This window comes from Microbispora bryophytorum (genome assembly GCF_006874465.1).
GTDB lineage: Bacteria > Actinomycetota > Actinomycetes > Streptosporangiales > Streptosporangiaceae > Microbispora > Microbispora bryophytorum.
Window position 1 is genome coordinate 764,787 of record NZ_VIRL01000001.1, and the last position, 24,133, is coordinate 788,919.

A 24,133-nucleotide genomic window follows, 5' to 3' on the forward strand; every position below is an offset into this window, starting at 1 on the left:
ACCATCGGTGCCCGGGCCCATGCGGCGAGCTGTGACCCACGGTGATGCGCAGAACCCTCTGCAGGTCCGGCCGCTCCTCGCGGGGCCTACTTGAGCAGGCGGGACATCCGGCGGTCGGCCAGCGGTTTGCCGCCGGTCTGGCAGGTCGGGCAGTACTGCAGCGACGAGTCGGCGAACGAGACCTCCCTGATCGTGTCGCCGCACACCTCACACGCCTCGCCCGTACGGCCGTGCACGCGCAGGCCCGACTTCTTCTCCGACTTGAGGTCCTTGGCCGCCAGCCCCCTGGCCCGCCCGACCGCGTCCCGCAGCGTGCTGACGATCGCGTCGTGCAGGTCGGCGACCTGGCCGTCCGTCAGCGTTCCGGCGATCTTGAAGGGGGACATCTTCGCGACGTGCAACACCTCGTCGGAGTAGGCGTTGCCGATGCCGGCGATCACCTTCTGGTCCCGCAGCAGGCCCTTGATCTGCGTGCGGCTCCCGCCCACGATCGTCTTGAGCAGGTCCGGCGTGAAGCCCTCGGCCAGCGGGTCCGGCCCGAGGCCGGCGATGCCGGGGACGTCCTCCGGATCGCGCACCACGTAGACGGCCAGGCGTTTCTGCGTGCCCGCCTCGGTCAGCTCGAACCCGGGGGCGCGGCCGTCCTCGTCCGGCGACAGTCTCACCCGCACCGCCAGCGGGCCCTTGCCCGGCCGCACCGGTTTCGCTCCGGTGAGGTCGTCGCGCCAGCGCAGCCAGCCGCCGCGGGCCAGATGGGTGACGAAGTGCAGGCCGTCGCAGTCGACGTCGAGAAACTTGCCGTGCCGCGCCACACCGGTGACGAGCAGTCCGGCGAGCGCGGTGACGGGCGGGTCGACGGTCTTGAGCGCTTGGAAGGCGGTCACGTCGACCCCGACGACGGCATGGCCGACGGCGTGCTCGCGAAGGAACTCGGCGAGCGCCTCGACCTCGGGCAGCTCCGGCATGTCCTCACACTAGCTCCGCGTTCAGGGGACGTCCCAGAACGCGAGTTCGTGCTCCATGCCGCGGACGAACAGCTCCCGGGCGCGCGCCGGGTCCGGAGCCGCCTCGTCGATCATGACGGCGATGCGCGCGGACAGGGCGGCGAACGCCGGGTCGGCGTAGGTGTCCACCCACGCCTTGTACCGAGGCTCGGCGGGCGGGTCGGCGGCCAGGATCCGGCCGAGCGTCGAGTAGCCCCACATGCAGGGGTAGAGGGCCGCCAGCCCCTCGCCATAGTCCGCCGCCGACTCCAGCAGGAACGAGGTGTACGCCGCGCAGGCCGGGCCCTTCACCGCGCCGTCGAGGTCGGCGCCGAACCCGGCCGACAGCGACCGGTGCAGGTCGAGCTCGTCGTGCCACGTCGAGTGCGCCAGGTCGACCAGGTCGCCGAGGTGGGCGTCCGGAGCCTGCCAGGCCAGCCGCGAGAACACCCGGACGTAGTCGAGCAGGTACAGGTAGTCCTGCTCAAGCCATGACCGGAAGACCGCCTCGGGCAGGTCGCCCGCCGCGATGCCGCGTACGGTCGGGTGCGCGAGCTGGGCGTCCAGCATCGGCCGCCCGATGGCGTGCAGGTCCGCAGAGATTCCCATAAGGGCTCATTGTGGCCGTAATCCGCGAGTTAGGCTCGACTCCGTGACACTGACGATCGCCGAGGAAGTGCTGCTTCTGGCCTACCGGGAGGACACCGGCAAGCCGATCATCGGTTCGGTGGAGCTCGACTGCGCCCTGGCCGGGGCCCTGCTCGCGGATCTGGCCGTACGCCGCCGGGTGGACCTCGACGGCGCGAAGGTCGTGCCCGTCGACCCCACCCCGGTGGGCGAGGAGGAGCTGAACGCGACGCTCACCCGCATCGCCGAGGAGCGCGCCCCGCGCAAGGCCGACTGGTGGGTGGGCAAGCTCCGCGCGGGCAGGCTGCGCAAGCGGCTGCTGACCCGTCTGGCCGCCCGGGGTGTGCTGAGCGAGCAGGAGGGCAAGATCCTGGGGATCTTCCCCACGACGCGCTATCCCGAGCTCGACCCGAGCCACGAGCAGGGCGTGCGGGAGCGCGTGCGGAACGTGCTGGCCGGAGCCGAGCCGGACGAGCGGACGGCGGTCCTGATCGCGGTCATGCACGCGGCCAAGCTCGACCGCAAGGCGTTCCCCGACGCGCCGAAGGGCCGGATCAAGGAGATCGCCGAGGGCCAGTGGACCGCCGATGCGGTCCGCAAGACGATCGCCTCGATCCACGCCGCCGTGGTCGCCGCCACCACCGCCGCGACGGTCGCCGCCACCGCGGGGAGCTGAGCCCTGCCGCTCGTGCCGCTCGTGCCGCGCGCGTCGTGCGCCCGCGCGAGCGGCGGTGCCCCTACGTGGAGACGACGTCCTGCTCGGTGATGACGCCCTACTTGGTGATGACGTCCTTGGGCACCTGCTTGTCGGCGGCGAGCGCCTCGAACAGGCGCAGCGCCTTCTGCGTGTCCCACTTGACCACCGCCTGGCCCCCGATCGTGGGCAGCGAGCCGATCGGCACGGCGGTGGCGACGGGTCCCTCGCGCATCGCGAGACCGACCGACAGCAGGTTGAACAGGCCGGTGCCGGGGTCGACGGCGACCGAGTCGGCCGCGCTCAGCGCCAGCGGGACCGAGGTGAACGGGTTGATCAGCGTGCCCGGGCTCGCGGCCTTCTGCACGACGGCGGAGAAGAACTGGCGCTGCCGCTGGGTGCGCTCGAAGTCGGGGATGGCGCCGGTGGCACGGGTGCGCACGTAGCCGAGCGCGGTGCCGCCGTCCATGTCCTGGCAGCCCTTCTTCAGGTTGATCCCGGCCTTCGGGTCCTTGATGTCCTGCTTCACACAGATGTTGACCCCGCCGACCGCGTCCACGATGCCGACGAACCCGCCGAAGCCGATCTCCATGTAGTGGTCGATCCTGATGCCGGTCACCCGCTCGACGGTCTTGGCCAGCAGCTTCGGGCCGCCGAAGGCGTACGCCGCGTTCAGCTTGCCGCTGCCGTGCCCCTCGATCGGGACGTACGAGTCACGGGGCAGGCTGACCAGGGTGGGCCGGCCGCTGTCGGGGATGTGCAGCAACATCATCGTGTCGGTGCGCTTGCCGACCGCCTTTCCCGTCGCCAGCTTCCTGCGCTGCGCGGCCGTCAGGCCCGCCCGGCTGTCGGACCCGACCAGCAGCCAGTCCTGGCCCGGCGTCTCGGCGGGCCGCCCGTCGTAGTCGGTCAGCGACTCGACCGGCCGGAGCCGGGAGCCGATCCAGAAATATCCGGCGACGGCGGCGACGAGCAGGAGCACGACCACCACGAGGACGACCCGCAGAACGAGCCTCCCGGTCCGGCGCGGCCCGCGTCCGCCGCCGCGCACGGACCCGTCGCGGCCCGCCGGCCCACCGCCCCCGCCGTGCGGGGCGCCTGCCCGGTCTCCGGCCTCGTGCCTGCTCCCGCCGAGCGGGCGGACCGGGGCGCTGCCGGAGCGCGGCTTGCCGTACACCTTGGACTGGGCGCGGGGGACGGTGTCCTCCCTGCCGGACCCCGCCGGCGCCGCCGCCTGAGGCTGTGCCGCCCTGGGCGGGGCAGCCGGGGATTGGGCCGCCCTGGGCGGGGCAGCGGGGGGTTGGACCGCACGCCGGTACGCACGGGTCGCCTCGTCCTCGTCGGCCACCTGATCCCCCAGCCCTCAGCGTCTTGCTACTGCTTTCATCGCAGCGGCCGAAGTCTTTGCCGATGCGTCCCCTACTTCACGGTACCCAGACGCCTTCTAAGCAGTCAGTAAAGGTTGCCGGGAAACACAGGAGAGATTCCAGCCGTTACGGTGGTATACCACCACGCGAAAGGATCGTCGTGTCCGTTCCGGACCCCTGGAGTACCTGCCCGTGCACCGGCACGGGATCTCATGATCGCACGGCGGGCGCCCGATGAGCGCCGCCCTCGGCCTCCTGGCCGTCCTCCTTCTTACCCTGGCCACCGGATTCTTCGTGGCGCAGGAGTTCGCCTTCGTGGCCGCCGACCGTGGCGCCCTCCGCGAGCAGGCGGCCGCCGGTGACGACGCGGCGCAACGGGCCCTCGACATCACCGGACGCCTGTCGTTCATGCTCTCCGGCGCGCAGCTCGGGATCACCGTCACCACCCTGCTGGTGGGCTTCATCGCCCAGCCCGCGATCGCCGGCGTGCTGCGCGGCCCCTTGGAGGCCGCCGGGCTGCCCGGCTCGGCCGTCCCCGGTGTCGCGGTCGCCCTCGGCGTCGCGATCGCCACGGTCGTGCAGATGATCCTCGGCGAACTGGCCCCCAAGAACCTCGGCATCGCGCGGCCCGAGGACGTCGCGAAGTCCCTCTCCCGCCCGACGCACGTGTATCTCATGGTCGCCGGGCCGCTCATCCGCCAGTTCGACGCCGCGGCCACCCGGCTCGTGCGCCTGTTCGGCATCGAGCCCGTGGAGGAGCTCGAACACGGCGCCACCCCCGAGGAGCTGTCGCGCATCGTGACGGAGTCGGCCGCGGCCGGCGAGCTGCCGCCCCGGCTGGCCGACATGCTGGAGCGCGCGCTGGAGTTCGGCGACCGCACCGCCGAGGACGTCATGGTCCCCCGCCCGCGCGTGGTCTCGCTGCGGGCCGAGTGGCCGGTCGGCGAGTTCCTCGACGCCCTGCGCACGCACGGGCACTCCCGCTACCCCGTGCTGGGCACCGACGCCGACGACGTCGTCGGGGTGGCCGGGCTGCCCGAGTATCTGAAGGCCGGCTCTCCCTCCCGAGGGCTCGTCGGCGGCATCACCCACGCGCCGCTGCTCGTCCCCGCGACCCTGCCGCTGCCCGAACTGCTTCGGCGGATGACCTCCGCCGGTGAGACGTTCACCTGCGTGATCGACGAGTACGGCGGTCTGGCCGGCGTGGTGACGCTGGAGGACCTGGCCGAGGAGCTCGTCGGCGAGCTGGTGGACGAGAACGACCCCGAACCCCTCGGCGTCGTACGACACGGTGACGGCGTCTGGGACGTGCCGGGCACCCTCCGCCTCGACGAGGTCGAGCGCGCCACGCACGTCCGGCTGCCCGAGAGCGAGGACTACGAGACCGTGGCCGGCCTCGTCCTCGCCCTCCTCGGCCGGATGGCCGAGGAGGGCGACCAGGTCGTCTCCCCCCTCGTGCCCGAGCCCCATCTCTTCGACGACGAGGACGACGCCGAGCGGGCCGCGCTCACGGTCCTGAGCGTGCGCCGCCGTGTCCCCGAGTGGGTGCGGGTGTCGACGCATCCGCCGGCGGACGCGCCGGCCGGCGCGGACGAGGAGGAGCGGCCGGAACGGGAGAAGGCCCGCGCGGCCGCCCGCGGCGCGGGCGGCGCCGACTACGCCCCCGAGCTGTTCTCCGCGCTGTTCCAGGGCAGGCCCGCATGAGCTCTCTCACGGGGGTCCTGCTCGGCGTCGTCCTGCTCGCCGTCAACGGGTTCTTCGTCGCGGCCGAGTTCGCCCTGGTCTCCGCCCGCCGTCACCGGCTGGAGGAGGTCGCCGTCAGCGGCGGCCGGCTGGCCAAGGTCACGGCCCGCGCCGCGGTCAGGGGCGGGCGCGAGCTGTCGCTCATGCTCGCCGGGGCGCAGCTCGGCATCACGCTGGCCTCCCTGGGCCTCGGCATGGTCGCCGAGCCCTCCATCGAGCATCTGATGGAGCCGGTCCTCACGCTGCTGCCGGAGTCGCTGCGCACGCCCCTGGCGTACGTCGTGGCGCTCGCCCTGGTGACGTTCCTCCACATGGTCGTCGGCGAGATGGCGCCCAAGTCGCTGGCGCTCACCCACCCCGAGCGCGCCGCGATGGGGCTGGCGCTGCCGTTCCGTAGCTTCGCCTGGGTCGTCCGCCCGATCCTGGCCCTGCTGAACGCGCTGACCAACGGCATCCTGCGCCTGGCCGGCGTGCGGCCCCGCGACGAGCTGGCCACCACCCGGACACCGCGCCAGCTCGCCATGCTGGTCGCCGAGTCGGGCCGGATGGGCATGCTCGACCGCGACGAGCACGACCTGCTCACCCGCGCGCTGCGGGTCCACTCCCAGCCGGTCGAACGGCTGATGGTGCCCGTCGGCGAGGCGCCTTCGGTGCCCGCCGACGCCGACGACCTGCTCGTGCGCCGGACGGCCGCGGGCGGCGGGAGCCTGCGCATGCTGGTCCTCGCGCACAAGCCGACCGCCGACGACGTGGTCGGCGTGCTCCACGTGCGCGACGCGGTCCTCCAGCCGGGGCGCAGGGCCGCCGAGCTCGCGACCCCCGTCCCCCGCATGGCGAGGGACACCACGATCTCCGACGCCGTGACCCTGCTGCAGGAGGCCCGCGCGCAGCTCGGGCTCGTCACGGACGCCGGCGGCACGCCCGTCGGTGTGATCGATCTCACCACCCTGGTCGGCGAACTGCTCGTCGCCTGACGACCGAGGCGGCGCGCCCCTCCCGTGAGCGGGCGCGCCGGCCTGGGACGTCACGGCGCGGCCCCACGCCCGCGGCCGCACGGAGGATCTCCCTCAGCGAGGCCGCTGAGCTCATGAACCAGGACAGAAGGTAAAGGTCGCCCCTGCAAGCGCGGGGAAAGTGGTTTGAAAGGCGATCTCCTGAGAATGTGCAGTGCGCGGCGGGGGGCCCCGAGTCCGGGACCCCCGCCGCGACATCGCCAGGGAGGGCCCGTGCCGTACGGGCCGGGACGGAATGGGGGGCCGGACGTGGACGCTTCGCTTGCGACCGGGCGAGGCCGCCCACCCGCCCCGGGGCCGCAGGAGACGGTCCTTTTCGACGGTGCGGAGGAAAATATTCGCCGGGGCGGAGATTTCCTTCCCACCGGGCGAGGCCGCTCGTCGGCCCGGGAGTTCCCCGGGGCTGTCCCCCTAGGTCACACAACGAAGAAGCCCCGCCGGGCTACTGCCGAGCGAGGCCTGTTCTTGGTGGGCAAGGGGGGAGTTGAACCCCCACGTCCTTTCGGACACACGGACCTGAACCGTGCGCGTCTGCCATTCCGCCACTTGCCCTTGCGGTTGGTCCCCATCTCTGGGTGCCTGGAAAGGTTAGCACGTAACCGCCCGTGCTTACGAACCCGGATACGATCCTTCTAAACGACGATGCGAAGGGGCTCAGTGCAGCACCGGAGCGGTCGCGACCATAGTGGCAATGGAAGGGAGGGATCCGGTGGGAGTCCTTCAGCGCTTCGAGCGCAGGCTCGAAGGGTTGGTTGAAGGTGCCTTCGCTCGGGCGTTCAAGTCCGATCTCCAGCCGGTCGAGGTCGCCAGCGCCGTGCAGAGGGAGATGGACGAGCGCGCCGCGATCGTCGCTCAGGGTCGCACGCTCGTGCCGAACGACTTCGTGGTGGAGCTGTCGACGACCGACAGCGAGCGGCTGGAGGTGTACGCCGACAGCATCAGCCACGAGCTCGCCACTCTCGCACGGGAGTACGCCAAGGAGCAGGGCTATTCGTTCGTCGGGCCGGTGCGGGTGCGTTTCGAGACCGCAGACGACCTCGCGGTCGGGCTCTTCCGCATCCGGTCGGGTGTGATCCGGGGCGCCACGGTCGAGCAGGACGAGATCCGTCAGCCGCCGAGCGACGTGCCGACCGGCCGGCCCAGCGCGTTCCAGGGCCGTCCCCGGCTGCTCGTCTCCACCCAGGACGACCCCCAGGGCCAGCGCTCGTACGAGCTGACCACGCCGGTCACTTTGCTGGGCCGCGGAACCGATTGTGATCTTCGGCTGGTGGATCCCGGCGTATCACGGCATCATGCCGAGCTAAGAGTGGAAGGGCCGCAGGTCGTGCTCGTGGACCTGGGGTCGACCAACGGCACCTTCATCAACGGCCAGCCGATCCGCAGGATCGAGATGCAGGACGGGACGAGGGTGACGCTCGGCCGCACGACACTGGTTTTCAGGCGCGATTAGAGGTAGACAAACGGTCCATGTCCGAGCTAACGCTGCTGCTGATCCGGCTCGCCTTCCTGGCGGTGCTGTGGTTCTTCGTGATCGCCGCGGTCGGCGTCATCCGGACAGACCTGTTCGGTCCGCGTACGGCACCCGCGCCCACACGCAAACCGGTCAAGCAGCCCCGAGCGGTTTCCAAGCCCAAGAAGGGCGAACCCCGCCAGCTGATCGTCACCGGTGGCCCCCTGCAAGGGACCATCATCAACCTCACGGAGACGCCAATCACCATCGGCCGGGCGAACGACGCCACGCTGGTTCTCAGCGACGACTACGCTTCGAGCCGGCACGCCCGGCTCTTCCCTCAGGACGGCCAGTGGATCGTGGAGGATCTCGGCTCCACCAATGGCACGTACCTTGAACGCTCCAAAGTGACCCGCCCGACCCCGGTGCCCCTCGGAGTTCCGATCCGCATCGGCAAAACCGTCATCGAATTGCGCAAATGACCATCGCACTCCGCTACGCCGCTCGCTCGGACGTCGGGCTCCTCCGTGAAGGCAACGAGGACTCGGCGTACGCCAGTGCCCGCCTGCTGGCCGTCGCAGACGGCATGGGCGGGCATGCCCACGGCGAGGTGGCCAGTTCGGTCGCCATCGCCGCACTGTCGTCCCTCGACCGGGACGCCTTCGGCAATGACCTGCTCAGCGCCATCGAGGCGGCGGTCCGGGACGCCAACCACCAGTTGCACGCGATGGTGGGCCGGGACCCGAGTCTCAAAGGCATGGGCACCACCCTCACCGCGATGCTCTGGAGCGGCTCACGCTTCGCGCTGGTCCACGTGGGCGACTCCCGCGCGTACCTGCTCAGGAACGGCGAGCTGTACCAGATCACGCACGACCACACGCTCGTGCAGTCGTTGGTGGACGACGGGCGGATCACCCAGGAGGAGGCCGCCAACCACCCCCAGCGCTCGATCCTGCTGCGCGCGCTGGACGGGAGCGGTGAGGTCGACCCCGACCTGCAGGACCGGGAGGCCCAGGTGGGCGACCGGTACCTGCTTTGCTCGGACGGCCTGTCCACGGTGGTCAGCGCCGAGACCCTGCACCACACCCTGTCCACGATCGACGATCCCGAGGACGTCGTCCGGCAGCTCATCGACCTCGCCAACCGGGGCGGCGGGCCGGACAACATCACCTGCGTGCTCGCCGACGTGATCGAGGTGGACGACCTGCAGCCGCCCCCGGCGGTGGCGGCGGTCGTCGGTGCGGCCGGCTCCGGCCGGGCCCGCTCGGCGCCGCCCGACACACCCGCGGGCCGGGCCACCACGGTCACCGCGCCCCAACCCGTGCTCACCGACGACGACCTGGACGACGAACCCGTGCGCGAGGCCCCGGCCTCCGCGCGGCGTTCGCGCAAAAGCCGATCGGGTCCGAAAGTGGCCGTCGGGGTGCTGGTCGTCGCCGCCGCGCTCGGGGTCGGCGGCTATCTCGGCTACCAGTGGACCCAGAGCCAGTTCTACATAGGCGCCAAGGGAGACGAGCTCGTCGTCTTCCAGGGCGTCGACGCGGAGGTCGGCCCTGTGTCCTTCAAGAAGGTCGCCTACACCGACCACATGCGCGTCTCGTCGCTGCCGGCGGTGCAGCAGGACCAGGTCCGCAGCGGCATCCCGGTCGACAACCTGCAGACCGGGATAACCAGGATCAAGAGCTTCGGCGACTCGGCGACACCCCCGCCGGACGCCAAGTCGACGCCGACCCCCACGAGGTCCAGTAAGTGACTGCTGTCGAAGCCACGCCCGTACCGATGACCGCGAAGAGGCGGGGGGCCCAGCTGGGCATGCTCGCCTTCGCCGTGCTGATCGTGATGGGCGCGTACGCGAGCGTCGGGCTCGGGATCAACGGCAAGGTCCCGTCCGGCATGCTCGGCTACGGCCTCGGCCTCGGCGGTCTGATGCTCGCGGCCTACCTGGTGCTCGCCAAGTGGGCGCCGTGGGCCGATCCCCTTCTGCTTCCCCTCGTGACGCTGGTCAACGGCATCGGCCTGGTGATGATCTACCGGATCGAGCTGGCCGGGCAGGCGGGCGCGTCCGCCACGAACCAGCTCATGTGGACGGCGCTCGGCGTGGTGATGTTCTCCGCGACTCTGATCGTGTTGAAGGACCACCGCGCCTTGCAGCGCCTCACCTACACCGCCGGGTTCGTCGGCGTGGTGCTGATGGCCATCCCGGCGCTGCTGCCCGGGTCGCTGAGCGAGGTCCAGGGCGCCAAGATCTGGATCCGCATCGGCGGGTTCTCGATCCAGCCCGGCGAGTTCGCCAAGCTGGCACTCGTCGTCTTCTTCGCCGGCTATCTCGTGGCCAAGCGCGACGTGCTCGCTCTCGCCGGCCGCCGGCTGCTGTTCATCGACCTGCCCCGCGCCCGCGACCTCGGCCCGGTGCTCATCACCTGGGGCTTCGCGATCGCCACGCTGGTCCTGGAGAAGGACCTCGGCACCTCGCTGCTGCTGTTCGGCGCGTTCATCGCGATGCTCTACATCGCCACCCAGCGCACGTCCTGGGTGCTCATCGGCATCCTGTTGTTCGTCGGCGGCGCCTTCCTCGCCGGGCAGGTCTTCAGCCATGTCGAGGCCCGCTTCAACGTCTGGCTGCACGCCGAGGACCCCGCGCTGTACGACGCGGGCGGCGGCAGCTACCAGCTCATGCAGGGCATGTTCGCCATGGGCTCGGGCGGCATCCTCGGCACCGGCCTCGGGCAGGGCTACCCCAAGCTGATCCCGCTGTCGTTCTCCGACTTCATCTTCTCGGCGACGGGCGAGGAGCTGGGTCTCACCGGTCTGATGGCGATCCTGATGATCTACGCGCTGATCGTCCAGCGGGGGCTGCGCACGTCGCTGGCCGCCCGCGACCCGTTCACCAAGCTGCTCGCGGGCGGCCTGTCGTTCATCCTCGCCTGGCAGGTGTTCATCATCGTCGGCGGTGTGACCCGGCTGATCCCGCTGACCGGTCTCGTGACGCCGTTCATGTCCGCGGGAGGCTCGGCGCTGCTGGCCAACTGGATGCTCATCGCCCTGCTCGTACGGATGTCCGACGCGGCCCGCCGGCCGCCGCCGCAGGCGATCCAGGACGAGGGAATGACCCAGGTGATGCAGCGATGAACAGCCCGCTCAAGCGCGTCTCCGTGGCCTGCCTGCTCATGTTCGGCCTGCTCATGGCCAACGTGACCTACATCGGCACGGTGAAGGCCGACGGGCTGCGGACCGACTCGCGCAACGTCAGGGGCTTCTACGCCCGGTATGCGGTCGACCGCGGCTGGATCACGGCCGACAACGGCAAGACGACCCTCGCCAAGACCGTGGACAGCGGGGACAAGACGTTCCGTTTTGAGCGCGAATACCCCCTCGGCAAGCCGTTCACGCATGTCGTCGGCTGGTTCGCGCCGGAGAGCGCCTCGGGCATCGAGGCCGCGATGAACCGCTACCTCGACGGCAGCCACCCCGAACTGGTGGTCCGCCGGGCCATCGACATGGTCAGCGGCAAGCCCGCCAAGGGCGCGAGCGTCGACCTCACGCTGAACAGCAAGGCGCAGGAGATCGCGTACAAGGACCTGGCGGGCACCGGCAAGCGCGGCGCGGTCGTCGCGCTCGAGCCGAAGACGGGCAAGGTCCTGGCGATGGTGTCGGTGCCGTCGTACGACCCGAACCCGCTGGCCAAGGCGAACAAGGACACCGTCAACAAGGCGTACAACAAGCTGAACAAGGACGACAACAAGCCGCTGCTCAACCGGGCCATCGACCTGACGTTCGCCCCGGGGTCCACGTTCAAGACGGTCACCTCGGCGGCCTACCTCAGCGACGACACCTCACGCGACGAGAACACGCAGGTCGACGCGCCCGACTCGCTGCCGCTGCCGGGCACGAGCATCTCGCTGCCCAACTACCACGGAGAGTCCTGCGGCGGCCGGGCGACGCTGGTGGAGGCGCTGACCATCTCCTGCAACACGCCGTTCGCGAAGATGGGCATGGAACTCGGCTACGACAAGCTCAAGGAGCAGGCCGAGAAGTTCGGCGTCGGCCAGCCGCTGGAGATCCCCCTCAACGTCGCGGCCAGCAACATCGGCGCGGACGAGGGCAAGGCGGCTCTCGCCAAGACCGCGATCGGCCAGCAGAGCAACCAGATGACCCCGCTGCAGATGGCGATGGTCGCGGCCGGCATCGCCAACCAGGGCACCGTCATGAAGCCGTACCTGGTCAACAAGATCATGGGACCGGACGGCGCGGAGATCGACGGGACCGACCCCGAGGAGCTGGACGAGGCCGTCACGCCCGAGGTGGCCGGCGAGCTGACCAAGATGATGATCGGCGTGATCGAGAACGGCACCGGCGGCGCGGCCAAGCTTCCGGGCATCACCGTGGCCGGCAAGACGGGCACGGCGGAGACCCTGCCGGGCAAGCCGTCGCACGCGTGGTTCATCTCCTTCGCTCCGGTGGAGGACCCGAAGGTCGCCGTGGCGGTCTTCGTGGAGTCCGGCAGCGCCGGCAACGACGCCACCGGCGGCGCGGTGGCCGCGCCGATCGCCCACGACGTCATGCAGGCGGTGCTCGGACGGTGACCGACACATGACCGACACCGTGCTCGGCGGCCGCTACCGGCTGACCTCCCCCATCGCCGCGGGCGGCATGGGCGAGGTCTGGCGGGCCGAGGACGAGCTGCTCGGCCGGGAGGTGGCGGTCAAGCTGCTCGGGCGCCATGTCGCGGGCGACGCCACCTTCCGCGACCGGTTCCGCTCCGAGGCCAGGATCACCGCCGGGCTGACCGACCCCGGGATCGCCCAGGTCTTCGACTACGGCGAGACCGACGGCGTGGCCTACCTCGTGATGGAACTGGTGCGGGGCGAGCCGCTGTCGGCCATCCTCGCCCGCAACGGCGTGCTCGGGCCGCACGTCACGCTCGACCTCGTCGAGCAGACCGCCCGTGGCCTGCACGCGGCCCACCGGGCCGGGGTCATCCACCGCGACGTCAAGCCCGGCAACCTGCTCGTCACCGAGACCGGCCAGGTGAAGATCACCGACTTCGGCATCGCCCGCGCGCTGGAGGCCGCGCCGCTGACCGCGACCGGCACCATCCTCGGCACCGCCCAGTACATAAGCCCGGAGCAGGCGTCCGGCGCCACCCTCACCCCGGCGAGCGACATCTACTCGCTCGGAGTGGTGGCCTACGAGTGCCTCGCGGGCCGCCCGCCGTTCACGGCGGACAACCCGGTGGCGCTCGCGCTGCGGCACCTCAACGACACGCCCCCGCCGCTGCCCGGGAACGTGCCCGCTCCGGTGGCGGCCCTCGTGACGGCCATGATCGCCAAGGACCCAGCCGCGCGGCCGGAGACCGGGCCGGTGCTCCTCGACGGGGCGCGGGCGCTGCGCGAGACCCTCGCTGGCACGGCCTCCCCGGCGGCCCTCGGTTCGCTGACCGACCCCCGGGGCTTCCCCGTGGCGGGCGGCCCCGGCCGCACGATCCCTCCGGTCGCGCCCGGCCTCACGACGCCCCTCGGCGAGCCCGGCGCTCGCACCCCGGGTTCCGGCGCCACCGCGCCGCTGAGCCCGGTCCCGGCCACCTCGCGCCGGGCTGTGGGAGTCCCCGACGCCGGTACGCGGCGGCCCGGAGGTCGGGGGCCGGCCGGCGAACGGCGCCCCCGTCCCGCGACCCTGCTCCTCGTGACGGCCGGCTGCGCCGCCGCGGTCGGCATCGGGGTCCTGGCCTTCTCCGCCGCCCGTACCGGCGAACCGCCGGCCCCGGGTGAGACGGTCGCGCCCGTCTCTCCGTCCCCCTCGCCGTCGCCATCGCCGTCGTCGGCGCGTACGCACAGGTCAGAGATTCCACGGACGCATCGGCCGACCGCTCCGGCAATGTCGGACGAGCCGAGCGCCGTTCCGTCGGCTACCGTAAGCAGGTCGGCATCAACCCCCCAGACGCCTACACCGGCTTCGTCCCCGACCTCGACCTCGACCCCGACTCCGACGTCCACCCCGGCCACGGAACCCAGTGAGACTCCGCCCCCCGCGGACGACCCACCCGACACGAACCCTCCGGATGAGGGGGAGTGATGAGAACAGGGGTCGATGATGGAGACCGGTGGCACCCCACGATGAACGGCAAGGGACAGTGCAGGAAATGACTCAGCCACGACTTCTCGGCGGACGCTACGAGCTGGACGGCGTCGTGGGGCGTGGCGGCATGGCCGAGGTGTATCGCGCCCGGGACATCCGGCTGGACCGTATCGTCGCCATCAAGACGCTCCGCTCCGACCTCGCCAGGGACCACACGTTCCAGGCGCGCTTCCGGCGTGAGGCGCAGTCCGCCGCCTCGCTCAACCACCCGTCGATCATCGCTGTGTACGACACCGGCGAGGACATGATGGACGGCACGCCCGTGCCGTACATCGTGATGGAGTTCGTCGACGGGCGGACGCTGCGCGACCTGCTGCGCGCCGACCGGCGGCTGCTGCCCGAGCGGGCCGTGGAGCTGGTGGACGGCATCCTGCGGGCGCTGGACTACAGCCACCGGGGCGGCATCGTCCACCGGGACATCAAGCCGGCCAACATCATGTTGACAGTCAACGGCGAGGTCAAGGTCATGGACTTCGGCATCGCCCGGGCGATGGCCGACTCCGCCGCCACGATGACCCAGACGGCGCAGGTGATCGGCACCGCGCAGTACCTGTCTCCCGAGCAGGCCCGCGGCGAGCGCGTGGACGCCCGCAGCGACATCTACTCGACCGGCTGCGTGCTGTACGAGTTGCTCACCGGCCAGCCGCCCTTCACCGGCGACTCGCCCGTGGCGATCGCCTACCAGCACGTGCGGGAGGACCCGATCCCGCCGTCGCGGATCGACCCCGAGATCCCGCAGTGGGCCGACGCGATCGTGCTCAAGGCGATGGCCAAGGACCCGCTCCACCGCTACCAGAGCGCCACGGAGATGCGCGGCGACCTCCAGCGGGCCCTGTCGGGCATGCCGGTCGACCCGCAGACGATGGCGATGGCCACCCAGCAGTACAACGGGTACGGCACGGCGGACCGCACGCGGACGATGGCCGCCTCCGGCGCCCCCATGACGCAGAGCACCCGCGCCATCCCCGACTACGAGTACGCCCAGGAGCAGCGCGGCGGGGGCCGGTACGACGGACGGCGGCGCAGCGGCGGCGGCAACACCGCGCTGAAGACCGCCCTGTGGATCCTGATCCCGCTGGCGGTGATCGGCGCCATGATCGGTGTCGGATACGCGTTCCTCGGGTCCGGCGGATCCTCGGCGTCCGACAAGGTCGAGGTGCCGCGGGTGACGAACCAGACGAAGGCGGCGGCCGAGCAGGCGCTGAAGGCGGCCGGGTTCACGGTCACCTTCGGACCGGAGGAGTACAACAGCGACGTCCCCAAGGGCGCCGTCGTGAGCACCGACCCCGCCGGGGGCGAGCAGGCCGACCGCGGGGGCGCGGTCACCGTCGTCGTGTCCAAGGGCGAGGAGAAGGTCACCGTCCCCGAGGACCTGATCGGCAAGACGACGGAAGAGGCCAGGTCCGAACTGGAGGCGCTGGAGCTGAAGGTCAGCATCGTGCCGAAGGCCTCGACCAAGGAGCAGGGCAAGGTCTTCGACAGCAGCCCGAAGGGCGGCGAGAAGGTCGAGAAGGGCGCCCTGGTCCGGCTGTACGTGCCCAAGGAGATGACCGAGGTCCCGAGCGTCGTCGGCCTCACGCTCGAGGACGCGAGTCAGACGCTGAAGGGCGCCGGCTTCAAGGTCAAGACGTCGGAGCAGCCGAGCGACGTGGTGGCGCAGGGCAACGTGATCGACCAGTCGCCGCAGGCGGGGGCGAAGCTCAACCCCGGCACCACCATCACGCTGACGGTCTCCAGCGGCCCGCAGCCGCAGCAGCAGCCGACCGACCAGCCCGTACCCGACACGCCGACGGACGGCACCGGAGACGGCACCGGGGACGACACCGGAGACGGCGGCGACATGGGTGACGGCGGTGACGGTGGCGGCGGCGTGCAGATCGGGCCGCCCGGAGAGGGCGGGGACAACCCGTTCGGCAACTAGGCGAGCGAGCGGACGGCGGTCACCGCGAGGCGGTGGCCGCCGTCGGCGTTTCATCGACCGGGGTCTCTCCCGGGACCTCTGCCGGTGAACGGCTGCCCCCACCCCGGCGAGCGGCCCGGACGGGGCATCGACGTCGGCGAGGCCGCGGCCGCCCGGCATCCCCCGTTCACCCTGCCGGAGGTCGCCGGGCATGAGGAAGGGCTTCCGCCACTCGGGGGCAATGGCGGAAGCCCTCACTTTCCTATTCGTAACGAGAGCGGAAAGCGTTACACAATCTGCGCGAGCCAGTTTCCGAGCAGCCGATGGCCGTGCTCGGACACGACCGACTCGGGGTGGAACTGCACGCCCTCGATGGGGGCGTCGCGGTGGCGCAAACCCATGATGACGCCGTCGGGCGTGGTGGCCGTGACCTCCAGCGTGTCCGGCACGGTGCCGGGGACCACGGCGAGCGAGTGGTAGCGCGTCATCGTGACCGGCGACGGGAGCTCCCGGAACACCCCCCGCCCGTCGTGGGAGATCAGGCTGGTGCGGCCGTGCATGAGCTCGGGCGCGCGCTCCACCGCGGCCCCGTACGCCACGGCGATGGCCTGGTGGCCGAGACAGACCCCGAGCAGCGGCAGGCCGCGGTCGGCGCAGTGCCGCACGAGGGACACCGACACCCCGGCGGCCTTCGGCGTGCCGGGCCCCGGCGACACGAGCACGGCGTCGAATTCGTCGGCGTCGCCCACGGCGACGTGATCGCGCGGCCGTACGTCGCAGTCGGCCCCCAGACCGCGTAGATACTGCACGATCGTGTGCACGAAGCTGTCGTGATTGTCGACCACGAGCACCCGGACCGGGCTCATAGATGTCTCCCGCTTCACGGGGGTTGCTGGGTGTCCAGAGCGGAAACCGGACTTTCAGCGTACGGCAATCCCGCATGGGGGATCGCCCGTTGGGGTCCGCGACGACTATCCTTGCTCGGGACTTCACCGCCACAGCGATTACGCTATTGACACCAGCCCGCACGACCGCGCGGGTACCCACCAGGAGAAACTCCCGTGCCCAAGTCGAAGACCCGCAAGAAGGCCGTTTACACGCCGCCGCAGAAGTCGCAGACGGTGAAGGTCAGCCCACGTTGGCTCGCCCCCGTCATGGTGGCCTGCTGGATCATCGGTATCGTCTGGATCGCGATCTACTACATCGCGCCGAGCGTTCCCGTCATCTCCGCCCTGGCGAACTGGAACCTGCTGATCGGTTTCGGGCTCATCATCGTCGGCGTCGTGCTCTCCACGAAGTGGCGATAGGCTGCTTTCTGAAATCTTTCCACAGCCTTTATCCACAGCCTGTGGGCAGCAGGCGCCGAGCGACCCCCTGGTGGGGTAGACGCCGGCCCGGTCGAGCCGGCTCCGGCCGGCTCGACCGCGTCACCCAGCCCGGTGCGCGGGGTGTCAGGTGAAGGCGCCCTCCAGGGGCAGGCCGTACGGCGGAAGCATGGTGACGAGCAGGACCAGCGCCACCAGCACCACGGCCGCGACGCAGGCCTGCACGAGGGTGCGGTTGCGCGGCGGAGCGTAGGCGAAGCCGACGGCGACGACCGTGCCGGTCACGAGCCCGCCGAGATGCCCCTGCCAGCTGATGCCCGGCACGACGAACGTGAGCACCACGTTGATGCCGATCAGCCACAGAACGCCGCGGGCATCGTAGCCGAGCCTGCGGGCGACGACGAACAACGCGCCGAACAGGCCGTAGATGGCTCCGGAGGCGCCGACGGCCGACGTGCCGAACAGGTAGATGGCGACCGAGCCGCCCAGCGCCGACAGCAGGTAGAGCGCGGCGAACCGGCCCGCGCCGAGCCTGCGCTCCAGTTCCGGGCCGATCGCGTAGAGCGCCCACATGTTGAACAGGATGTGCCAGAACGACGGCGGCGGGGAGTGCAGGAAGGCACTGGTGATCAGCCGCCACCACTCGCCCATGTGGACCCCGAGCGACCACATCGCGAACCGCTGGATGACCTCGTCGGGACGCAGGACCTCGGCCCCGTACGCGAGCACGTTGAGGATCAGCAGAGTCCACGTGACGCGGGGCACGGCCACGGCGGCGCCGCCGAAGGTCGCTCGGGCCTGCGGCGCCTCGCGACCGCCGTCGCGGACGCACTCGGGGCACTGGTGACCGACGGCCGCCTCGCGCATGCAGTCGGGGCAGATCGGGCGCTCACAGCGCTGGCAGCGGACGTAGGTCTCGCGGTCGGGGTGCCGGTAGCAGGTGGGCACGGCTTGCGCCCCCGACTGCGGGGGCGGCGGAGGCTGGGAGGTCATGCGGTCCTTTCCTGGGCGAGTCCCTGTGCGGGGGCGCATCCACCAGCCAGCCTATAAGCCGGAAACGCCCCGGCCGCGTGTTCGCGGGGCCGAGGCGTCTCCGGAGCGCCGGAAGGGCGGCGTCAGGACCGTTCGATGGTGACCTCTTCGATGACCACGTCGTTCACCGGCCGGTCGTTGCGGCCGGTGGGGGCCTTGGCGATCGCGTCGACCACCTCGGCGCCCTCGATCACCTCACCGAAGATCGTGTGCCCCTGGTTAAGGTGGGGCGTCGGCGCGACGGTGATGAAGAACTGCGAGCCGTTGGTGCCCTTGCCGAACCGCTTGCCCGCGTTCGCCATGGCGAGCAGGTAGGGCCGGTTGAACTGGTTCTCCGGGTGGATCTCGTCGTCGAAGCTGTAGCCCGGGCCGCCGACGCCCTGCCCGAGCGGGTCGCCGCCCTGGATCATGAAGCCGCTGATGACACGGTGGAAGATCGTGCCGTCGTAGAGCTTGGCGTTCGTCTTCTCACCGGTCTCCGGGTGGGTCCACTCCCGGGTGCCCTCGGCGAGTTCGACGAAGTTGCGCACGGTCTTCGGCGCCTTGTTGGGGAAAAGCTGGACACGGATCGTGCCGTGGTTCGTGCGCAGATTCGCGATGAGGTTGTCAGCCACGAGGGCCGCCCCCTTTGGTAGCTCGTGTTAGTTGTCCGGGGAACAGGGTATCGAGCATGCCTTCAAGCACCGCTCGTGATTGAGGCACAACCATCCGGGAAGGGGTCGTTCCGGGGCCCCGTCGATTGGGGAGGTTGATCGTGTCCCTGACAATGAACAGAAGGCAGCGTGCCGAGGTGGTCATCCCGCAAACGTGGCTGAGCAGGATGAGAGACCAGGCGACAAAGGCCGGCGGCCGGATGAGTCCGGTCGCGGAGACCGCACGAGATCTCGCCTCGCACCGGATCGAGGACGCCAGGGTCTGGGCGGCGCCGAAGCTCGATCAGGCGGCGCAGTCGGTCGAGGAGCAGATCGCTCCGATCGTGAGCGCGTTCCTGGCCGAACTGGCCCGCCGGATCGATGTGGGCAGCACCAGGAAGCCCCGCAGGCGCTGGCCGGTTGTCGCACTGCTGGGCGGCGTCGCGATCGGCGCGGTGGGTGTGGCGATGTACCGCAACAACGCCCAGCGCTGGACCGAGACGATGCGGGAGAGCATACGTCACACCGGCTCCGACGCCAGCAAGTGGGTCGGAGACAAGGCCGGGGAGGCCGGCGAGAAGGCCGACAAGGCCGCCGACGAGATCTCGGGGAAAATGCCCTGACACATCCCTCACAGCCACCAGTACGGCCGGCGTTCCCCCAACGCCGGCCGTACTGTGTTTCCCGCTTCACTCATAGGGGTGTTGGAGCGGTCTCCAGGCGGTGCAGTACGGCGGGGAGACGGTCCTCGTAGACCACGGTGAGCCGCCGGGTCGCCCGGGTGATGGCGACGTACAGGTCCTGGCCGCCCTTCGGCGACTGACGCAGGATACCCTCGGGATCCACGACCACCACGGCGTCGAACTCCAGGCCCTTCGAGCCGCGCACGGTGAGGACGGCCACCGGGCTGTCCAGGGGGTCGACGGCCTCGGGGAACAGCGCGGCGACCTCCGCGTGCCGGGCGTCCGGCGTGACGACGCCGACCCGCCCCTCCCCGATCTCGCGCAGCTCCGACTCCACGAGCCGGCGCAGGTCGGTGCCGTCGGCGGGCACGGCGCGGGGGCGGGCGCCGCCGAACCGGACCGACTCGGGCGGCTCCTCCCCGGGCGCCACGGCGCGCAGCACGTCGGCGGCGACCTCCATGATCTCGGCCGGCGTCCGGTAGTTGACCAGCAGGCGCTCCTCCCGCCAGCGTCCTTTCACGTACGGGTCGAGCATCTCGCCCCACGACCGCGCGCCCGCCGCCGAGCCGGTCTGGGCGATGTCGCCGACGACCGTCAGGGAGCGGGCCGGGACCCGCCGCATCACCGTCCGCCAGGCCATCGCCGACAGCTCCTGCGCCTCGTCCACGATCACGTGCCCGTACGCCCAGGTGCGGTCGCGGCCGGCCCGGTCGGCCGTCGTGACGTACGGCCCGGCGTCGCGGTTGCGGCCGGCCAGCAGGGTCGCGTCGAGCACCGGATCGACGTCGGTGATGGTCAGGACCTCCCGCGCGTACAGCTCCTCCTCGCGGCGCTCGTCGTCCGCACGGCGCCGCCTGGCCCCGGCCCCGTAGTCGTACTCGCCGAGCAGTTCGGCGGCCTCGTCCAGCAGGGGGACGTCGCCGACCGTCCACGGCGCCTCGCGGGGCCGCAGCAGGAGCGCGCGCTCCTCCTCCGTCAGGTAGGGCCCGGCCGCCGTACGCAGCCGCTCCTCGTCCGACAGAAGCTCGCGGACGAGCCGCTCAGGGGTGATCTCCGTCCACAGGGCGTCGAGCGCGTCGCGCACCGACCGGTGCTCCCACAGGGTCGTGGCGGCGTACCGCAGGTCGCCGTCCTCCAGCGGCCGGTCGAGTTGTGCCGCCTCGTCACGGGCCAGCGCCAGCAGCACCCGGTCCATGAACGTCCACCGGGCGATGTTGTGCTGCCGCCGCAGGCCGCGGGCGCGGTCGCGGGCCCGCAGGCAGGTGGCGTGGTCCACCCGCAGCGTCATCTCCTCGACCACGACCTCCACGCCGCCGCGCACCGACGTGCGAACTGGGATCTTCACCTCCAGGTCGCCCTCGGGCACGCGCTCGCGGTCGCGGACCGCCTCCTCGACCACCAGGACCATGCGCGGGTCGCCCTTGACGACGGCGACGGCCGGCTCGTCCTCGGCGGTGGCCCGCACCCCGGGGTGGAGCCCGCCCATGCTCGTCAGCACCACCTGCGTCTCACCCAGCGCGGGCAGCACCTGGCCGATGTAGCGGGAGAAGGTCGCGTTGGGGCCGACGACGAGAACGCCGCGCCGCTCCAGCGTGTCGCGGTGGGTGTAGAGCAGGTACGCCGCCCGGTGCAGGGCGGCGACGGTCTTGCCCGTGCCCGGCCCGCCCTGCACGACGAGCGCCCCCGCCAGGCCGGCGCGGATCACCCGGTCCTGCTCGCGTTGGATGGTGGCGACGACCTCGCCCATGCGTCCGGTGCGCCCCCGGCGCAGCGCCGCGAGCAGCGCGGCCTCGCCGACGAGCGTACGGCGGTCTCCGTCGGCCATCCGGTCGAGGTCGAAGACCTCGTCGTCGATGCCCACGACGTCGCGGTGCCGCGTGTGCAGGTGCCGTCGGCGTACGAGGGAGCCCGGGTCGCTGGGGGTGGCGACGTAGAAGGGCCGGGCGGCGGGGGCACGCCAGTCGACGAGCACGGACGTGTGGTCGTCGTCGCGCAGCCCGACGCGGCCGATGTAGAGGGTCTCGCCCCCGGCGTCGTCGATGCGGCCGAAGCACAGGCCGCGTTCGACGGCCGACAGTTGCGCGTGGCGGCGGGCGTGCTCGGCCGCCGCCGCCTCGCGCTCCACGACGGCCTGCCGGGTTCCCGTGCCGCCACGGGCCAGGACTTCCCGCATGCCACGCTCGGCCCGTTCGCGGGCGATGTCGAGACGGCCGTACAGCATGGAGACATGTGACTGCTCGATCCGCAGGGCCTCAGCGCGAGCGGATTCAGATTGACGGTCACCCATTCCCGTGATAAACTCCTAGTGAGAGCGTCTGATTTTCAGATAACTGGGAATCTCTCACTATAGGGCATCGCGCCTCTGTGATGCGGCGCGCTTCTATCCACTCCGTTCCGGGGTGGATTTTTTGTTTACCGAGACTTCTGTGACTGAAGTGAGTGATGTCGCCTCCGTCCTGGGTAGCCGCCGTACGGCGCGATCACCGGGACGCATCGCCACATTTCCGTCCCGATTCGCATCGCACCAGGGTCAACCGTCGCGCGCCGCGGAACGTCTTTGGAAACAAGGAGGCCCGGATGGACGTCCTCGAAAGCCTCGTGGACGACGAGCTCCGCCTGGAGCTCGTCGTCATCGAGGCGCTGCACCACGAGGCGGAACGGCTGGCCGCCCCGGCCGTCCGCTGAGATCACCCGCCCGCCGCCTCACACGGGGGCGGCGGGCGCTCTCCACGGGTCAGCCCCCGTCAGATGCGGGCCCAGGCAGGTAACACCCACCCTGGCCCACGCAGGGCCCGGCAGGTCACACCCACGCAGGCCCACACAGGTCACACCCATGCAGGTCAGACCCCGGCAGGTCAGGCCCAGGGGCGGAAGACCGCGCGGACGCAGCCGTCCTTCTTGTGCTTGAACATGTCGTAGCCCTTGGGCCCCTCGTCGAGCGTCATCGTGTGCGTCGCGAGGTAGGAGGTCTTCAGATCGCCCTTCGCGATGCGTTCGAGGAGCTTCGGGATGTACCGCTGGCCGTGCTGCTGCGCACCGCGCAGCGTGAGGCCCTTGTTCATCAGCGCACCGAGCGGGAACTTGTCCACGAAGCCGGCGAAGACCCCCAGCACGAACACCGAGCCGCCCTTGCGGCAGGCGTGAATCGCCTCCCGCACCGCGATCGGGCGGTCCTGCTCCAGGCGCAGCTGCTGCTTGACGCCGTCGTAGACGCGCTGGATCCCCGTGCTGTCGGCCTCCATGCCGACGGCCTCGACGCACACGTCCGGGCCCCGGCCGCCGGTGCGCTCGCGCAGCTCGGCGGTGACGTCGGTGCTCGTGTAGTCGATCACCTCGCAGCCGACATGCCGGGCGGTCATCGCCAGCCGTTCCGGGTAGCGGTCGATCGCGATGACCCGCTCGGCCCCGAGGAGCATGGCGGCCCGGGCGGCCATCTGGCCGACGCCGCCGCAGCCCCACACCGCGACCACGTCTCCGGGTCGTACGCCGCCGAGCTCGGCGCCCATCCAGCCCGTCGGGGCCGCGTCGGAGGCGAACAGGGCGTCGAGGTCCGCGACCCCCTCGGGGATGGTGAACGCGTTGTAGTCCACGAAGGGCACCCGGATGTACTCGGCGTGGCTGCCCCGGAAGCCGCCCATCGCGTGGGAGTAGCCGAAGATGCCCGCGGTCGTGCCACCCCACATCAGGTCCGTGACGCCCGGCTTGGGGTTGCTGTTCTCGCACAGCGACCACTCGTCGTGACGGCAGGCCCAGCAGCGGCCGCATCCGATAATCGAGCAGACCACCACCCGGTCGCCCCGCCGGTGCCGGCTCACCTCGGGGCCGACGTCGACGATCTCGCCGATGAACTCGTGCCCGATGACGTCGCCGGCCCGCATGGCCGGGATGTAGCCGCCGAGCAGGTGGAGGTCGGAACCGCAGGTGGTGCTCGCCGTCACCTTCACGATCGCGTCCTGGGCGTTGAGGATCGCGGGGTCGGGCACCTGCTCGACCGACAGGTCGTTCACGCCCTGCCAGCACAGCGCCTTCACAGCCGCCCCCCTTCAGCCGCGCGTCCCAGCGCCATGTCGAGGACCTTGCCCGGCAGCGTCGGCCGGGTCGTCGCGATCTCCTCGTCCGAGCGCAGCACGTCGCCGGTCTCCAGCAGTGACTTCGTCTCGCGCAGCGCCGTACGGATCCCCGGGCGGGGATCCTCACCCCGCAGCCGGGCGAGGACGCCGTCGGCGCCGCCCCGGTGCTCCCTCGGCCGTGCGTAGATCTCCGTGCCCCGGTCGCCGGGCGCCCGGTTCATCCGCACCTCGGCGTCCACCTGGGCCAGCGGCTCGGGCAGGTGCCCAGCCGGGGCGACCTCGTCCGGCGGCCGGTTGACGGTGACGCCCAGCCAGCGGCTGGATTCCAGCGGGTCCTTCGCCGCGGCCGGCACCCGGCCACGCGCGGCCACCCATCGCGCCACCGCCAGGCCGGCAGCCGCGAGCGCCGCTCCGGCAACGAGACGTTTCATTGCTTCGCCCCCTCCACGGCCGACTTCCTCGGGTGCTACCCCCGCTCA

The 24,133-nt window shown here is 71.2% G+C and carries 21 protein-coding genes and 1 tRNA gene; 12 read left to right on the forward strand and 10 right to left on the reverse strand.

Features of this window, described 5'->3' with window-relative positions; all coding sequences use genetic code 11:
- Positions 1-86: 86 nt before the first annotated feature.
- Both FLX07_RS03675 and FLX07_RS03680 read right to left on the reverse strand, forming a co-directional pair.
- Entirely contained in the window at positions 87-965 is an 879-nt protein-coding gene (locus FLX07_RS03675; protein ID WP_142567941.1) for an Fpg/Nei family DNA glycosylase, read from the reverse strand.
- 21 nt (positions 966-986) lie between these two features.
- Positions 987-1,592, reverse strand: a complete 606-nt coding sequence (locus tag FLX07_RS03680) for a TenA family protein (RefSeq protein ID WP_142567942.1) — start codon at positions 1,590-1,592, stop codon at positions 987-989.
- A 43-nt stretch (positions 1,593-1,635) separates the two neighbouring features.
- On the opposite strand from FLX07_RS03680, the gene FLX07_RS03685 reads away from it, so the two are divergent.
- A complete protein-coding gene (locus tag FLX07_RS03685) occupies positions 1,636-2,286 on the forward strand; it encodes a GOLPH3/VPS74 family protein (protein WP_142567943.1) in 651 nt (216 codons plus the stop codon).
- A gap of 97 nt (positions 2,287-2,383) precedes the next feature.
- On the opposite strand, the gene FLX07_RS03690 is transcribed toward FLX07_RS03685, so the two are convergent.
- The gene (locus tag FLX07_RS03690) at positions 2,384-3,652 is read right to left on the reverse strand and encodes an LCP family protein (RefSeq protein ID WP_229689471.1); all 1,269 of its coding nucleotides are present in this window, start codon (positions 3,650-3,652) and stop codon (positions 2,384-2,386) included.
- A 253-nt stretch (positions 3,653-3,905) separates the two neighbouring features.
- On the opposite strand from FLX07_RS03690, the gene FLX07_RS03695 reads away from it, so the two are divergent.
- Both FLX07_RS03695 and FLX07_RS03700 read left to right on the forward strand, forming a co-directional pair.
- Entirely contained in the window at positions 3,906-5,375 is a 1,470-nt protein-coding gene (locus FLX07_RS03695; protein WP_142567944.1) for a hemolysin family protein, read from the forward strand.
- Positions 5,372-6,388, forward strand: a complete 1,017-nt coding sequence (locus FLX07_RS03700) for a CNNM domain-containing protein (RefSeq protein WP_142567945.1) — start codon at positions 5,372-5,374, stop codon at positions 6,386-6,388. The genes FLX07_RS03695 and FLX07_RS03700 overlap by 4 nt, the downstream gene beginning before the upstream one ends.
- 505 nt (positions 6,389-6,893) lie before the next feature.
- Here the strand turns inward: FLX07_RS03700 and FLX07_RS03705 are convergent.
- Positions 6,894-6,979 (reverse strand) — tRNA-Leu (locus FLX07_RS03705).
- Between the two features lie 157 nt (positions 6,980-7,136).
- Between FLX07_RS03705 and FLX07_RS03710 the strand changes: the two genes are divergently transcribed.
- The 7 genes from FLX07_RS03710 (at position 7,137) to pknB (ending at position 15,933) form a co-directional block, all read left to right on the forward strand.
- Positions 7,137-7,877 (forward strand): FhaA domain-containing protein, encoded by a 741-nt coding sequence (locus FLX07_RS03710; protein WP_142567946.1) that lies wholly within the window; start codon positions 7,137-7,139, stop codon positions 7,875-7,877.
- Positions 7,878-7,894: 17 nt separating this feature from the next.
- The gene (locus FLX07_RS03715; RefSeq protein WP_142567947.1) at positions 7,895-8,359 is read left to right on the forward strand and encodes an FHA domain-containing protein FhaB/FipA; all 465 of its coding nucleotides are present in this window, start codon (positions 7,895-7,897) and stop codon (positions 8,357-8,359) included.
- Positions 8,356-9,630 carry a Stp1/IreP family PP2C-type Ser/Thr phosphatase gene (locus FLX07_RS03720; RefSeq protein WP_142567948.1) on the forward strand — a complete coding sequence of 425 codons (1,275 nt, stop codon included), beginning with the start codon at positions 8,356-8,358 and terminating at the stop codon, positions 9,628-9,630. Before FLX07_RS03715 ends, FLX07_RS03720 begins: the two co-directional genes overlap by 4 nt.
- A 26-nt stretch (positions 9,631-9,656) precedes the next feature.
- Positions 9,657-11,006, forward strand: a complete 1,350-nt coding sequence (locus FLX07_RS03725) for an FtsW/RodA/SpoVE family cell cycle protein (protein ID WP_142567949.1) — start codon at positions 9,657-9,659, stop codon at positions 11,004-11,006.
- Positions 11,003-12,460, forward strand: a complete 1,458-nt coding sequence (locus FLX07_RS03730) for a peptidoglycan D,D-transpeptidase FtsI family protein (RefSeq protein WP_142567950.1) — start codon at positions 11,003-11,005, stop codon at positions 12,458-12,460. The genes FLX07_RS03725 and FLX07_RS03730 overlap by 4 nt, the downstream gene beginning before the upstream one ends.
- Before the next feature lie 7 nt (positions 12,461-12,467).
- Complete coding sequence (locus FLX07_RS03735) at positions 12,468-13,949, forward strand: serine/threonine-protein kinase (RefSeq protein WP_142567951.1); 1,482 nt, start codon at positions 12,468-12,470, stop codon at positions 13,947-13,949.
- A gap of 67 nt (positions 13,950-14,016) precedes the next feature.
- Positions 14,017-15,933, forward strand: a complete 1,917-nt coding sequence (gene pknB, locus FLX07_RS03740) for a Stk1 family PASTA domain-containing Ser/Thr kinase (RefSeq protein WP_142567952.1) — start codon at positions 14,017-14,019, stop codon at positions 15,931-15,933.
- Between the two features lie 266 nt (positions 15,934-16,199).
- Here pknB and FLX07_RS03745 read toward each other — a convergent pair whose 3' ends face one another.
- Positions 16,200-16,778: an anthranilate synthase component II gene (locus FLX07_RS03745; protein ID WP_142567953.1), complete on the reverse strand. Its 579-nt coding sequence runs from the start codon at positions 16,776-16,778 to the stop codon at positions 16,200-16,202.
- A gap of 195 nt (positions 16,779-16,973) precedes the next feature.
- Here FLX07_RS03745 and FLX07_RS03750 point away from each other — a divergent pair, with 195 nt between their 5' ends.
- The gene (locus tag FLX07_RS03750; RefSeq protein WP_142567954.1) at positions 16,974-17,219 is read left to right on the forward strand and encodes a cell division protein CrgA; all 246 of its coding nucleotides are present in this window, start codon (positions 16,974-16,976) and stop codon (positions 17,217-17,219) included.
- Positions 17,220-17,363: 144 nt separating this feature from the next.
- Here FLX07_RS03750 and FLX07_RS03755 read toward each other — a convergent pair whose 3' ends face one another.
- Together FLX07_RS03755 and FLX07_RS03760 are read right to left on the reverse strand one after the other, a co-directional pair.
- A complete protein-coding gene (locus tag FLX07_RS03755; RefSeq protein WP_142567955.1) occupies positions 17,364-18,230 on the reverse strand; it encodes a rhomboid family intramembrane serine protease in 867 nt (288 codons plus the stop codon).
- A gap of 122 nt (positions 18,231-18,352) precedes the next feature.
- Entirely contained in the window at positions 18,353-18,883 is a 531-nt protein-coding gene (locus FLX07_RS03760) for a peptidylprolyl isomerase (RefSeq protein ID WP_142567956.1), read from the reverse strand.
- A gap of 239 nt (positions 18,884-19,122) precedes the next feature.
- On the opposite strand from FLX07_RS03760, the gene FLX07_RS03765 reads away from it, so the two are divergent.
- The gene (locus FLX07_RS03765; protein WP_142567957.1) at positions 19,123-19,524 is read left to right on the forward strand and encodes a hypothetical protein; all 402 of its coding nucleotides are present in this window, start codon (positions 19,123-19,125) and stop codon (positions 19,522-19,524) included.
- A 70-nt stretch (positions 19,525-19,594) separates the two neighbouring features.
- Here the strand turns inward: FLX07_RS03765 and FLX07_RS03770 are convergent, their stop codons facing one another.
- From FLX07_RS03770 to FLX07_RS03780, 3 genes are all read right to left on the reverse strand, one after another.
- A complete protein-coding gene (locus tag FLX07_RS03770; RefSeq protein WP_142567958.1) occupies positions 19,595-21,871 on the reverse strand; it encodes a HelD family protein in 2,277 nt (758 codons plus the stop codon).
- Positions 21,872-22,439: 568 nt separating this feature from the next.
- Positions 22,440-23,615 carry a zinc-dependent alcohol dehydrogenase gene (locus FLX07_RS03775; protein ID WP_142567959.1) on the reverse strand — a complete coding sequence of 392 codons (1,176 nt, stop codon included), beginning with the start codon at positions 23,613-23,615 and terminating at the stop codon, positions 22,440-22,442.
- Complete coding sequence (locus tag FLX07_RS03780) at positions 23,612-24,085, reverse strand: hypothetical protein (RefSeq protein WP_142567960.1); 474 nt, start codon at positions 24,083-24,085, stop codon at positions 23,612-23,614. The genes FLX07_RS03775 and FLX07_RS03780 overlap by 4 nt, the downstream gene beginning before the upstream one ends.
- Positions 24,086-24,133: the final 48 nt, after the last annotated feature.

Excerpts from the sequence above, each read along its gene's own strand:
- FLX07_RS03745 (WP_142567953.1), bottom strand. The coding sequence starts at position 16,778 with ATGAGCCCGGTCCGGGTGCTCGTGGTCGACAATCACGACAGCTTCGTG.
- FLX07_RS03700 (WP_142567945.1), top strand. The coding sequence starts at position 5,372 with ATGAGCTCTCTCACGGGGGTCCTGCTCGGCGTCGTCCTGCTCGCCGTC.
- FLX07_RS03770 (WP_142567958.1), bottom strand. The coding sequence starts at position 21,871 with ATGGGTGACCGTCAATCTGAATCCGCTCGCGCTGAGGCCCTGCGGATC.
- FLX07_RS03680 (WP_142567942.1), bottom strand. The coding sequence starts at position 1,592 with ATGGGAATCTCTGCGGACCTGCACGCCATCGGGCGGCCGATGCTGGAC.
- FLX07_RS03675 (WP_142567941.1), bottom strand. The coding sequence starts at position 965 with ATGCCGGAGCTGCCCGAGGTCGAGGCGCTCGCCGAGTTCCTTCGCGAG.
- pknB (WP_142567952.1), top strand. The coding sequence starts at position 14,017 with ATGACTCAGCCACGACTTCTCGGCGGACGCTACGAGCTGGACGGCGTC.
- FLX07_RS03730 (WP_142567950.1), top strand. The coding sequence starts at position 11,003 with ATGAACAGCCCGCTCAAGCGCGTCTCCGTGGCCTGCCTGCTCATGTTC.
- FLX07_RS03720 (WP_142567948.1), top strand. The coding sequence starts at position 8,356 with ATGACCATCGCACTCCGCTACGCCGCTCGCTCGGACGTCGGGCTCCTC.
- FLX07_RS03695 (WP_142567944.1), top strand. The coding sequence starts at position 3,906 with ATGAGCGCCGCCCTCGGCCTCCTGGCCGTCCTCCTTCTTACCCTGGCC.
- FLX07_RS03755 (WP_142567955.1), bottom strand. The coding sequence starts at position 18,230 with ATGACCTCCCAGCCTCCGCCGCCCCCGCAGTCGGGGGCGCAAGCCGTG.
- FLX07_RS03715 (WP_142567947.1), top strand. The coding sequence starts at position 7,895 with ATGTCCGAGCTAACGCTGCTGCTGATCCGGCTCGCCTTCCTGGCGGTG.
- FLX07_RS03725 (WP_142567949.1), top strand. The coding sequence starts at position 9,657 with ATGACCGCGAAGAGGCGGGGGGCCCAGCTGGGCATGCTCGCCTTCGCC.
- FLX07_RS03765 (WP_142567957.1), top strand. The coding sequence starts at position 19,123 with ATGAGTCCGGTCGCGGAGACCGCACGAGATCTCGCCTCGCACCGGATC.
- FLX07_RS03780 (WP_142567960.1), bottom strand. The coding sequence starts at position 24,085 with ATGAAACGTCTCGTTGCCGGAGCGGCGCTCGCGGCTGCCGGCCTGGCG.
- FLX07_RS03735 (WP_142567951.1), top strand. The coding sequence starts at position 12,468 with ATGACCGACACCGTGCTCGGCGGCCGCTACCGGCTGACCTCCCCCATC.